Source organism: Methanolobus vulcani (assembly GCF_006546655.1).
Lineage (GTDB): Archaea > Halobacteriota > Methanosarcinia > Methanosarcinales > Methanosarcinaceae > Methanolobus > Methanolobus vulcani_A.
This window is the reverse complement of the sequence record NZ_VIAQ01000012.1, coordinates 193,048-205,229: the sequence shown is the minus strand read 5'-3', so window position 1 is coordinate 205,229 and position 12,182 is coordinate 193,048. Positions and strand designations below refer to the sequence as shown.

Annotated in this window: 10 protein-coding genes and 1 pseudogene; all 11 read left to right on the top strand. The window is 41.1% G+C overall.

All coding sequences use genetic code 11. The annotated features are described in order from the left end of the window. Positions 1–55: 55 nt before the first annotated feature. Positions 56–1,354: a TrpB-like pyridoxal phosphate-dependent enzyme gene (locus FKV42_RS05940; RefSeq protein WP_154809314.1), complete on the top strand. Its 1,299-nt coding sequence runs from the start codon at positions 56–58 to the stop codon at positions 1,352–1,354. Positions 1,355–1,719: 365 nt separating this feature from the next. Next, on the top strand, positions 1,720–3,195 hold the full coding sequence (locus tag FKV42_RS05935; protein ID WP_154809313.1) for a DUF2193 domain-containing protein: 1,476 nt from the start codon (positions 1,720–1,722) through the stop codon (positions 3,193–3,195). 50 nt (positions 3,196–3,245) lie between these two features. Further along, the gene (locus FKV42_RS05930) at positions 3,246–3,995 is read left to right on the top strand and encodes an MIP/aquaporin family protein (RefSeq protein ID WP_154809312.1); all 750 of its coding nucleotides are present in this window, start codon (positions 3,246–3,248) and stop codon (positions 3,993–3,995) included. A gap of 184 nt (positions 3,996–4,179) precedes the next feature. After that, positions 4,180–4,344, top strand: a pseudogene (locus FKV42_RS14365) (competence protein CoiA family protein); the annotation flags it as partial. A 789-nt stretch (positions 4,345–5,133) separates the two neighbouring features. After that, on the top strand, positions 5,134–7,398 hold the full coding sequence (locus FKV42_RS05925; protein WP_394348051.1) for an ATP-dependent DNA helicase: 2,265 nt from the start codon (positions 5,134–5,136) through the stop codon (positions 7,396–7,398). Between the two features lie 260 nt (positions 7,399–7,658). Next, complete coding sequence (locus FKV42_RS05920; protein ID WP_154809310.1) at positions 7,659–8,042, top strand: DUF2178 domain-containing protein; 384 nt, start codon at positions 7,659–7,661, stop codon at positions 8,040–8,042. A gap of 76 nt (positions 8,043–8,118) precedes the next feature. Next, a complete protein-coding gene (locus tag FKV42_RS05915) occupies positions 8,119–8,313 on the top strand; it encodes a helix-turn-helix transcriptional regulator (RefSeq protein ID WP_048135741.1) in 195 nt (64 codons plus the stop codon). 141 nt (positions 8,314–8,454) lie between these two features. Beyond that, positions 8,455–9,735 carry a histidinol dehydrogenase gene (gene hisD, locus FKV42_RS05910; RefSeq protein WP_154809309.1) on the top strand — a complete coding sequence of 427 codons (1,281 nt, stop codon included), beginning with the start codon at positions 8,455–8,457 and terminating at the stop codon, positions 9,733–9,735. Positions 9,736–9,838: 103 nt separating this feature from the next. Beyond that, positions 9,839–10,237 (top strand): DUF1699 family protein, encoded by a 399-nt coding sequence (locus tag FKV42_RS05905; protein ID WP_023844274.1) that lies wholly within the window; start codon positions 9,839–9,841, stop codon positions 10,235–10,237. Positions 10,238–10,475: 238 nt separating this feature from the next. Further along, positions 10,476–11,243 (top strand): uroporphyrinogen-III C-methyltransferase, encoded by a 768-nt coding sequence (gene cobA, locus FKV42_RS05900; RefSeq protein WP_154809308.1) that lies wholly within the window; start codon positions 10,476–10,478, stop codon positions 11,241–11,243. A 12-nt stretch (positions 11,244–11,255) separates the two neighbouring features. Beyond that, complete coding sequence (locus FKV42_RS05895) at positions 11,256–12,053, top strand: uroporphyrinogen-III synthase (RefSeq protein WP_154809307.1); 798 nt, start codon at positions 11,256–11,258, stop codon at positions 12,051–12,053. Positions 12,054–12,182 lie beyond the last annotated feature (129 nt).

Sequence of the window (12,182 nt, the reverse complement as noted above, 5' to 3'; positions counted from 1 at the left end):
TTCTCTAATGTACTATGATATACATTATTGAATCCTTTTTACAGAGGTATGAACTATGGACCATACAAAGATATTACTTGATGAAAATGAAATGCCAAAACAGTGGTACAACATACTTGCAGACCTGCCGGTAGAGCCACCACTGAACCCTGCAACAAATGAGCCAATGAATCCTGCAGATCTTGAGCCAATATTTGCAAAGGAACTTATCAATCAGGAGATCAGCTCCAAGAGATACATTGACATTCCTGAAGAGATCAGGGAAATATATTCACTCTGGAGACCATCACCTTTGCACAGGGCACACAGGCTTGAGAAAGTTCTGGGAACACCTGCAAAGATATACTACAAGAACGAAAGTGTCAGTCCAGCAGGAAGTCACAAGCCAAATACTGCAATCGCGCAGGCATACTACAATATGAAGGAAGGCACTGAAAGAATCACAACCGAAACCGGTGCAGGTCAGTGGGGCAGTGCATTATCACTCTGCTGTAACTACTTTGACATCGAGTGTAAGGTATACATGGTAAGTTCAAGCTTCTACCAGAAGCCATACCGCAAGTCACTTATCAACCTCTGGGGGGCAAATGTCGTTCCGTCCCCAAGCCCTGATACACAGTTTGGAAGAAAGATCCGTGAGATGTACCCTGACACATCAGGAAGTCTTGGAATAGCTATCAGTGAAGCTATCGAGGATGCAGCTCTTAACGACAACACCAAGTATGCACTTGGCAGTGTCCTTAATCACACCAGTCTGCACCAGACCGTTGTAGGTCTTGAGACGCAGGCACAGTTTGACAAGACTGAGGACTACCCGGACATTGTTATCGGATGCTGTGGTGGCGGAAGTAACCTCGCCGGTGTAAGTCTGCCATACATAAGGGACAACCTTGCAGGCAAGACCAACACAAGATTCATAGCAGTAGAACCATCCGCATGTCCAACCCTCACATCAGGAGAGTTCAAGTATGACTTCGGTGACATGGCACAGATGACCCCTCTGCTCAAGATGTTCACATTGGGTTCAGAGTTCATACCACCTGCAATCCATGCAGGAGGTCTCAGATACCACGGTGCATCACCAATTATCAGTAAGCTTGTTGCAGACGGAATCATGGAAGCAAGATCATACCACCAGATAGAGATATTCGATGCTGCAGTGACATTTGCACGTAGCGAGGGAATTGCTCCTGCTCCCGAATCTGCCCATGCTATTAAATGCGCTATTGATGAAGCACTCAAATGCAAGGAAACAGGCGAAGAGAAAACCATCATGTTCAATCTCAGTGGTCACGGTCACTTTGACATGGGTTCCTATGACAAGTACTTCAGCGGTGAGCTAAGCAACGACTGATTATCTGAAAATTAGTGGCATTTCTCATGCCACATTTATTCTCTTTTTGACATTTCAGCTTTGCAAAAAGCACATATGCATTATTTATTTTCAATTAAAATTTAGCTTGATATGCTTAATTATTCTATTCTGGCTTCTGCATGTGTAAACTTTTAGTTTGTTTATTTTAGTTTAGAAATATTTATTTTGTATTACCTGGAAAGTATTATGTGGAGTGAAGAATACACTGAGAAGGAGTGTTGTTAGGGCAATCAGGTAGCTCATACTAATCAAGTACCGTGAGGTATATTTTATTTTTGAAGTCGTATTTTAATTTGCACTTCTTTCAGGATTAGTTGTCACTTTCAAGTAAACAAGGGGCTAACATGAAAGAGATATACGATAAAATGGCAACAGAAGCCATGAATGCACAGAAAGCCGTAGTTAGTACAATTAACAAGAAGCGTGGTACGGCTTTTAAGGTAGAGGATGCAAAACCCTATGTTGACGCAGTTAACAAGATGGAGCCGAAGGGTAAGCAGTGCAAGGAAGTTTTTGACCTGCACATAAACTCAGTTAACACGCATTATGAAGTTCTCTCCAGCTTAACAGACAGCGTAAGGCCGGAGGATGACCCGTTTGTTGAACACTATCAGACACCGCCAATTCTGGATATCCTTTATGAGGAGGACCCCTCTTTCAGGACATCAGTGGAAAAATTCATCGAGAAGATCGGTCGCTCGGAAGCTCTCATCGGCAAAGAGTCAATCCGCAGGTATGCAGGCTTCTATGGTCCTACCTGCGTTGTTGACTTTGCTTTTGTTCCAGGAAGCACCAGCAATGTTGTCAACAGGATTCTTGAAAAAACAGACATTCCGGTTGATCATAAGCGTGCAATTCTTTCTTCAAAATCATGGGGTATGAACACATCATATGGCATCGGTGCAAAATTCCAGATGGCAATCGAGAATGGTAAAACACCCGCTGAAGCCATTAAAGAGGAGATTGAAATGCTTCAGATGGTCTACGATACACCTATGGCTGCACAGGCCAAGCTCATGGATGAAGCCGGTCACATATCTTTTGATGTAAAGAAGTATATGAGTGAGTACAAAAACAGGATGAAGAAAACTGTCAAAGCTGCCATGGATGCAGATGTTTTCTACGGAAACATTGTTACTGTTCCTGCATATGGTGTAGGTGACGTTGCACATCATATTTCCCAGTCGATGTTTAATATGACAAAGGATGATGTTGTGATGGCCGTCATCAACGCTGTAACCGATGTTATGGACGGCACAATGAACAATGCAATGGGTAAGTTCAAAGACGAGTATTCACCACTGACCATTGCAACAGATGCCGCCGCCGCCGCAACAACAAAGATTCTCTGGATGGATGGTTTCACAACCATGATGGTACTGGATCTGCTGGTCAAGAGATTCCACAATCTGGTACTTAATAATCCAACAAGAGGAGCAGCAGCCGAGCTTCATAACGTTGATTTTATTGACCTTATAGAAAAGGGTGAGCGTATCATAGATCACAAGCCAAGGGGTATGGGCGGCATGGTTCAGGGTATACCTGTTGACCTGAGTCCGATAGAGAAGAATGAGGTTCTCAACAACCCACAGCGTTACACATATCCTGCCTGTGCCATCACCGTCAGGTTCTCAGCACTTATGCGTCTGGCTGATTTCCCATGCCTGCTGACAAGTGAGCCTGTTACGGCTACCATGCTGACAAACATTATATCCTTGCATAAGACAGAGCCGCATTCACCGGCACGCACCTGTAAGTTCTGTGCAGCCAACTACTTCGACTACAAGTGCAAATACTGCAACTGGCAGGAGGCAGTTTGATCACGGATGTGCCTTTCTAAGGCACATTTTGTTTTCAGGCGGGTGATTATATGTCAGAACAGGGTCTGTTAAAAAGATCCATAGCCGAACTGATAGGAACTTATATGCTGGTCTTTTTGGGAACAGGGTCAGTTGTTACAACTGTCTTGCTAGTCCAGGGTTCAGATTCCATAGCGGGAAATGCCTTTTTTGTGGGTATTGATATCGCAGCGTGGTTTGCAATAGGAATTTCCTTTGCCATAGCGATAATTGCAATGATATATGCCTTCGGCCATATATCAGGCACACATATCAATCCTGCAGTGAGTATCGCATTATGGGCAACAGGACGCTTCCCTGCAAAGGATATGCTTGGTTACATAGTAGCACAGCTTATCGGTGCAAGCCTGGCATCCTTTACCATTGTTGCGATACTGGGTAGCCGGGCGGTAGATACGGGTCTTGGTGCAACAGCAATGTTTGATGGTGTGAGTTACGGTCAGGCCATACTCTGTGAGGCAGTAGCAACCTTTTTCCTTATGCTGACCATCATGGGTTCAGCAGTGGATAAAAGAGCACCGGCAGGTTTTGCAGGACTGGCTATCGGTCTTGTGGTAGCTGCGGACGTTATCGTAGTTGGAAATATAACCGGATCATCCCTTAATCCTGCACGTACTTTCGGTCCGTATCTTGCGGATTTCCTTCTCGGAGGGTCAAATCTCTGGTGGCAGTTCCCAATTTATATAATTGGTCCGATTGCAGGCGCTGTGATTGCAGCTTTGCTTTATGACTATGTGGCAGATGCGAAAGAAAATAACTGAAATTTGGCAGCAGTATTTATTGCTGCTTTCATTTTTATTACAAACCCTTTATTTATAATTCGGGGTAACTTTATGTAAGTCTATTAGAATTTCCAACACTCGATCTTGTGTATAGAATTGTGAAAAATGCTTACGCGTCTTTTAGGGATAAAATATTATTAATTTCGATTCCATCTACGTACCTATGCTTTATGCAAAGACATCTGATGGTCAAAAGGTAAAGGCTACTTTTGAATTAAAAGGAACACAAATTAAATTTTATTGTCCTTTTTGTGACCCACTAAATGAAAGACCTTTACGACTAAGATGTGGTGATGAAAGGAAACCTCACTTTGCTCACCCTCCGGGAGCTGAATGTGATCCGTGGGCTAGTGGAAAAGAAACAGATTGGCATTTAGGCTGGAAAGAATTAGTTGATGAGAAATATTGTGAAGTTACCATCACTAAAAATGGTGAAAGACATCGGGCTGATATACAAAACAAAGATGGTTTGGTAATAGAGCTCCAACACTCTAAGATAAATGAATATGATATAAGAGCCCGGGAATTATTTTATGGAGATATGGTTTGGTTATTTGATGCCACATATCTTCAGGAAAATTTTAATTTGCATTTAGCTTACAATTTAAAAAGAGATGTTGTATTTTATGAGTATATTTGGAAATGGGCAAGGAAATGGATTCTTTGTACACAAAAACCTTTATTTTTAGATATGGGCAATGACCTTATTTTTTATATCCCAAATAAATCTCATACTAAAGGCTTTGATAAAATTTCAAAAAAAAACTATGGTTGTGAAATCTCTAAATCAACTTTCATAAATAAAGTTTTAAAAGGGAAAGGATTAAAGAAATTACCTCAGACTCATTCTGGATTTACCAAGTGGATTGATCAAATATATTCAGATAAAGTAAATGAGCAGATAACGATTGATATTTTTCTAGATCCATTCTCTGAATTTATCACTCAAGAGTATGCAGAAGAACAGGAAATTTATAATATCCTCCGAGAAAAGCAAGATGGATTGAATGGGGTGCCTGTACAAAAAAAACAATCATATGTTGAAATAAAACAAGAGAAGTATGAGAAAATTAGCAACAATAAACTAACAAATAGATTTTCAGTCAAAAAAGAGAATATTAAACATTTTGCAGGTACATTTGATATAACAAATCTTGACATTCCAGAACAAGTTCTCCGATTTTACCTAGATTCTGGAATTGAAGAACTGTATCCACCACAAGTGGAAGCTATCGAAAAAGGATTGCTTGATGGAAACAACCTGCTTGCAGCAATTCCTACTGCGTCTGGAAAAACACTTCTTGCAGAGCTTGCAATGTTAAAAGCCATATCATCTGGTGGCAAAGCTCTCTACATAGTACCTCTAAGAGCTTTGGCAAGTGAAAAATTTGAGAGATTCAGGTCATTTTCATCAATCAATATAAAATCCGGAGGAGTTAGAGTTGGCATCTCTACCGGTGACTTCGAATCAAAGGATGAGCGGCTAGGTTTCAATGATATCATAGTTGCTACATCAGAAAAAACAGACTCTCTATTACGTAATGAGACTTCCTGGATGCAGGACATAACCACAATTGTGGTTGATGAGGTGCATTTACTTGATTCGGCAAACAGGGGTCCTACACTGGAAGTTACGTTAACAAAACTCATGAAACTTAATCCCGGATGTCAGATTATTGCTCTTTCAGCAACAGTAGGCAATGCTTACGAGATCGCTGACTGGCTGAAAGGAAAACTTGTTCTCAGTGAATGGAGACCAACACGCCTTCAGGAAGGTGTCTATCTTAATGGAAATATAAATTTCCATGGCTCACAGAAACGCATCGAAGCCCGGGCAAAAGATGAGGCTGTCAATGTGGTGCTGGATACACTGGAAGAAGGCGGTCAGTGTCTTGTTTTTGAAAGCAGCCGAAAGAACAGTGTTTCTTTTGCTAAAAGGGCAGGCACAAAAGTGGCTGAGACCCTTGACGAACCAACAAGAAAAGCACTTGACGAACTTGTCGAGGGGATTATAGAGAATGGTGAGACTGAAGCTGCCAATGAACTGGCAAAGTGTGTCAGGAATGGAACTGCTTTCCATCATGCAGGACTTAATTCTGCACACCGTAGGATTGTGGAAGATGGATTCAGAGCTAACAAGATAAAGGTGATTTCCAGCACCCCTACCCTTGCAGCAGGACTCAATCTTCCTGCAAGAAGGGTAATTATCAGAAGTTACAGACGTTACGATCCGAATTATGGTATGCAGCCAATTCCGGTGCTGGATTACAAGCAAATGGCAGGTCGTGCAGGCAGGCCGCACCTTGATCCTTATGGTGAATCGGTCCTCATCGCAAAATCATATAATGAAATGACAGGTCTTTTCGATAATTACATTGATGCCGACGCAGAAGATATCTGGTCCAAGCTCGGTTCAGAAAATGCACTGAGAACTCACATCCTTTCAACAATTGTCAACGGCTTCGCAACAACAAGGGAAGGTCTCCTTGAATTTATTGAAGCTACTTTCTTCGCTCACCAGAACGATACATGGGGGATCATGGATGTTGTGGATGAGTGTCTCTATTTCCTCAGAAACCATGGTATGCTTGAAGGTGAGGGTACATTGCTTCCAACAGTACTTGGAAGACTTGTCTCTACTCTCTACATTGATCCGCTTTCAGGTGCTTACATTGTTGATGGTCTGAAAAAAGCTAAAGCTGAGAACATTACGGACATGACTCTTTTGCATCTTATCTGCAAAACACCGGATATGAGGCAGCTCTACATGAGATCCAGTGACTATGAAGTGATCAACGATATTATCATGGCTCGCAGTGATGAGTTTGTAGAGATTCCTCCAAGGTCAAAGGAAGTTGATTATGAGTGGTTCATGGCTGAAGTGAAAACTGCACTTCTGGTAGAAGACTGGATCAATGAGAAATCCCTTGACCAGATAACAAAGAAATTCAATGTTGGTGAGGGTGATGTACATGCTTTTGCCGATATTGCAGAGTGGCTAATGCATGCAACTTCAAGACTTTCAGGACTCATTGCTCCTGAGATGTCACAAGATATTTCCAACCATGTTGCCCTGCTGGAAAAAAGGATACACTACGGTGCTTCATCCGATCTTATCGAGCTTGTAAGTATCAGAGGAATAGGTCGTGTGCGTGCACGCAAGCTCTATGATAGCGGACTTAAAACAGTGCAGGCAATTAGGAATTCAGATATCAGCACGGTATCTGAACTGATAGGTCCAAAGACCGCCAGGAAACTTTTTGAGGAGCTTGCTATTAGTTCAGGATTAAGGCCATCTGGCTCAGAAGATGGTATTAAATCCAGGACAATGAGTTCACTTATTGAAAGGGAACAGAGCACTTTCAGTGATTTTGAGAAATAACACCATTGTTTACTAAAAAGGCATTGTATAAACACCAATCCAACTATCATCAATCCGGAAAATACATGTTTTTTAATACGGTATAATTCATTTTTAGTCAATAATTTCTTTCATTTTTACCTGAGTATCGAAGGTTTTTATGAGCTGAATTTACGTATATTTGGATGTTGTATATTTCTAACACACTCAACAGTTTAAAATACCATATGTTAGATATAGTTAACATAACTTATGAGTGACTTAATTTTAGGAGGTCAATAATGAAGAAATCTACTATGTACTGGATATTATGTGTAATTTTTGGAATTGCTGCCGTAACTCTATATTCTTATGGTGATACTGTTGGAGGGAATATGATGGCTGCTGTTGTAATTGGATTATCTATAAGTAACATTATACGAAATGCAATGTTAAAAAACGGCATCAAAAAGGATGAAATGGTCAAAAGAATTTCTGGTATGTCATCGGATATTGCATTGTGTCTCTCAATCATATCAATTGGATTATTGACAGTGGTGTTGCATTTTTTCCCAACATTATTTGATGTGTTTGAAGTGTTAGCTATTTTATTAGCTGTCATGTTAATCTCAAAAATAGCACTTCAAATGTACTACACAAAAGTGAAAGACGAAATTGGTTTTTAGTCTAAATAGTGATTAGGTTATCAGATCACATGTTTTCTTAACCTTCAAATGATACACAATACGATAGGTGAATAAGCTGAGAACTACAATTAAAGAATTAAGGTCAAAGTTCGATTTAACTCAAAAAGACCTTGCAGATAGAGTAGGAGTAAGAAGGGAGACTATTGTCTTTTTGGAAAAGGGAAAATATAATCCTTCGTTAAAACTTGCATATGACATAGCCCAGGTGTTCGAATCAAAAATCGAGGAGATCTTTTTTTTCGACGATTAATTTTTAGTGTAGAATTGATGTATTCAATTCAAATTTTAAGCATTATATATGATGAACAGGTATAAGCATCAGGAAATAGTCATATCATTGATTAACATTACTAATCTTATACAATTTTAGTTACTCAGCAGAGGAATAATTATGCTTTACAAGAAACTATCCGAATTAACCGATGAAGAAAAGAACAAACTCATAGGACGTGGTGGCGGAGATCTTGCAAATGTTGAAGATACAGTTGCAGTTATCCTTGAAGATGTAAAGCATAATGGCGATGCAGCCCTGCGTGAATATACCAGGAAGTTCGATGGTGCTGATATTGAGGCAATTGAGGTCACAAAGGAAGAGATCGATGAGGCTGCAGCAAGCATTGATCCTGAACTTATGAAGCATCTTGAATTTGCTGCAGGCAACATTCGCAGGTTCCATGAGGCCCAGATGCCACAAAAGACATGGTTCATTGAAGTCTCACCGGGAATTGAACTTGGACAGAAGTTCACAGCCCTTGAAACTGTTGGGGCTTATGTTCCGGGAGGCAGAGCATCATATCCTTCCACAGCTTTGATGACCATAGTTCCCGCAAAAGTTGCCGGTGTTAAGAATGTGGTTATGTGTACTCCTCCGGGCAAGGATGGAAAAGTAAATCCTCTTACTCTTGCGGCAGCAAAAGTTGCCGGAGCAGACCATGTATATAAAATCGGTGGTGTACAGGCAGTTGCCGGTATGGCCTATGGTACTGACACTGTTATGAAGGTTGACAAGATCGTTGGTCCGGGTAATGTTTTTGTAACGTCTGCAAAGATGCAGGTAAGGGATATGGCTGAGATAGATTTCCCTGCCGGGCCAAGTGAAGTGCTTATCATAGCTGATGAAACATGTAATGCCAGGATGGCAGCTTCAGACATGATCGCTCAGGCAGAGCATGATCCAAATGCGGTATCAGTTATTGTAACAACTTCTGAGAATCTTGCCGCAGATGTAAAAGCTGAGGTGCTTAAACAGGCAGAAGAAACGCTTAGATCAGAGATTGTAAATACTTCTCTTGCGAATGCCGCTATCCTTATAGTGGACTCGATGGATGAGTGCATCGAGTTTTCAAATGCATTTGCACCTGAACACCTTGAGATCATGGTTGAGAACGACGATGAAGTTCTTGAAGGAATCGAACATGCAGGTTCCATATTTGTGGGTAACTACGCACCTGTCCCGGTTGGAGATTATGCATCAGGTACAAATCACGTATTGCCAACCGCGGGTTATGCAAGAATCTACTCAGGACTAAACCTTGCTCATTTCATGAAGTCTGCAAGTATCCAGAGAATTAGCAAGCAGGGACTTGAAACTTTGAAAGATTCTGTAATTGCTCTTGCTGAAAAAGAGGGTCTGCAGGCACATGCAGATTCTGTAAGAACAAGGTTTGAGTAAATTACCTCCCTATTTTTTTCCATTTTAAATCGGTAATTATTTAATAGGTGAACACATACATTATTTTAATAAGTTCTCAACGAACTGGAGGTGAGGGAGAGTTATGAAAATAAGAGTTGTAAGTTCGCGAGAGGAAATACCACATCTGAATCCGGGTGAGAAGGTGATCCATCTTGCTTTCAGACCATCGAACAAGGATATTTTTTCACTGGTCCAGACCTGTCCTAAAGTGGAAGTTATCCAGATCCCGAGTTCTTACAGACGTACAGTCTCAAAGTCCATCGAGATGTTCATGCAAATGCAGGATATTAAGCTCATTGAAGGAGATGTCTGGGGTCACAGGAAAGACATAAATGAGTATTATAGTATCGCTCCGGCGCTACTTGATAAGATCAAAGAGCTTAAATCAGAAGGCATGTCTGATGAAAATATAGTAAGCAAACTTGAACGCGAAGGTAAATTGAATAAAGAGATGTTGTTCTACATATTGAGCAAAAAATAAAATTTTAACGGGTTGGGAAAGGTGCGGTATCTAACGGTACAGCACTCCATTTATATTTAGTAAGATTTCCAGTGTGTTGTTCTGATCTTTTTATCACATTGATTTTGTTTTGTTAAATTAGTTTTTCCTTTTTGACTACTTATAAAGTTACCTTGTTTTCCGTCTTTCAAGACGATGCATATTTATAACTTGGTAAGTTCATTATCTTTCTGATAAAGATAGAGAGGATCTCACTAACATGGCCCAGAAATATGGTAAAGTCTATTTGGTTGGTTCAGGTCCGGGTGACCCGGAATTATTGACACTTAAGGCACGCAGGTTACTCGATACGACTGAAGTCGTGGTATACGATCAGCTTCCGGGTAAGGCGATAATAGATTCCATTCCTGACAGCGCTGAAAAGATCGATGCAGGTAAGCATGCAGGTGATCACACACTCACTCAGGATGAGATCAATGCTGTTATCATCCGGAAAGCCAAGGAAGGAAAGAACGTACTCCGCCTCAAAGGTGGCGATCCTTATATGTTTGGTCGTGGGGGAGAAGAAGCCGAGGAACTTATTGCAGAAGGAATTGAGTTTGAGGTCGTTCCAGGTATCACATCCGCTGTTGCAGTTCCTGCATACGCAGGCATACCTGTTACCCACAGGGACCACGCATCAATGGTGACTTTCATCACAGGTCATGAAGACCCTACAAAAGAAGAAACAGCCCTTGATTGGGAAACACTTGCAAAGTTCGATGGCACTATCGTTATCTTCATGGGAGTGAAAATGCTTGGCAGGAATGTAGGCGAACTTATAAAATTCGGCAAGGACCCAAAAACTCCGGTTGCTCTTATTGAGAAGGGAACAAGACCTGACCAGCGTGTAACAGTTGGTACCCTTGAGAATATCGCTGAAGTCTCAAAGGAGAGAGGTGTAAAGGCACCTGCAATTACCATAATTGGTAATGTTGTATCACTGCACGATATTCTTGGCGAGCAGGTCTCAAATTATTTTGATTAGAAGGTGTTACCTTTGACAGAAAAGTCCAAAAGACCTGTACTTGCTATAATGAGGCCCAAACGTTACCTGAAAGATTCAGTGGAACTTGCGCAGTCTATGGGATTTGAACCCCTTGCAGTTCCAATGATCGAGCTTGAGGGCATGAAGGACGAGTTCTTCGATGGCTTTGTTGAAAGGGTAATGTCAGGAAAATCAGATTATGTGATATTTACAAGTGCCAACGGCATAGATTTCACACTGGATAAGATTCCTGCTGATGAGCATGAGAAATTCATTACTGCCCTTAATTCTACAAAAGTTATTGCCATAGGTCCTACTACCCGCAAGGCACTGGACGACATGGGTATAAATGTACTTGGCATGCCCGGAGTATATAGTTCCGAAGGTCTTGTGGAGTTTCTCTGTCCTGATGTAAAAGGCAAGGTAATTGACACAGCAAGAAGCTTCTACGGTTCAACACTTCTTATAGAAGGCCTGAAGGATTGCGGGGCTGAAATTCATGAAACTAATGTTTATACCCTGACAAAACCTGAAGGTGACGGGCAGGAAGAATTCATAGCAAAGGTACTTGCAGGCGAAGTTGATGTGTTCGCATTCACAAGTTCTATGATGGTGCGCAATTTCTTCGAACATGCTGTGGACCAGTCTTCAAAGGATGAAGTGATAAACATCATGAACAATTCTATTGTTGCGGCTATAGGTGTACCTACTGCTCAGACTATCGAAGAGTATGGTGTTAAAGTTTCAGTGACTCCCGGGAAATTCACATTCGAGGCTATTCTCAAAAAAGTTCTGGATATGCTGAACTAACATTTCCACTCTTTCTTTTTTTATTTTGATTGTTTTTATAGTACTTACCTTAGTCGACCTACCATAGATGTAATATAGGATGATGGTATAGGAACTTCGCATATAATAGAACAATCTTCTTTTATCTTT

Excerpts from the sequence above, each read along its gene's own strand:
- FKV42_RS05935 (WP_154809313.1), top strand. The coding sequence starts at position 1,720 with ATGAAAGAGATATACGATAAAATGGCAACAGAAGCCATGAATGCACAG.
- FKV42_RS05920 (WP_154809310.1), top strand. The coding sequence starts at position 7,659 with ATGAAGAAATCTACTATGTACTGGATATTATGTGTAATTTTTGGAATT.
- FKV42_RS05940 (WP_154809314.1), top strand. The coding sequence starts at position 56 with ATGGACCATACAAAGATATTACTTGATGAAAATGAAATGCCAAAACAG.
- hisD (WP_154809309.1), top strand. The coding sequence starts at position 8,455 with ATGCTTTACAAGAAACTATCCGAATTAACCGATGAAGAAAAGAACAAA.
- FKV42_RS05905 (WP_023844274.1), top strand. The coding sequence starts at position 9,839 with ATGAAAATAAGAGTTGTAAGTTCGCGAGAGGAAATACCACATCTGAAT.
- cobA (WP_154809308.1), top strand. The coding sequence starts at position 10,476 with ATGGCCCAGAAATATGGTAAAGTCTATTTGGTTGGTTCAGGTCCGGGT.
- FKV42_RS05930 (WP_154809312.1), top strand. The coding sequence starts at position 3,246 with ATGTCAGAACAGGGTCTGTTAAAAAGATCCATAGCCGAACTGATAGGA.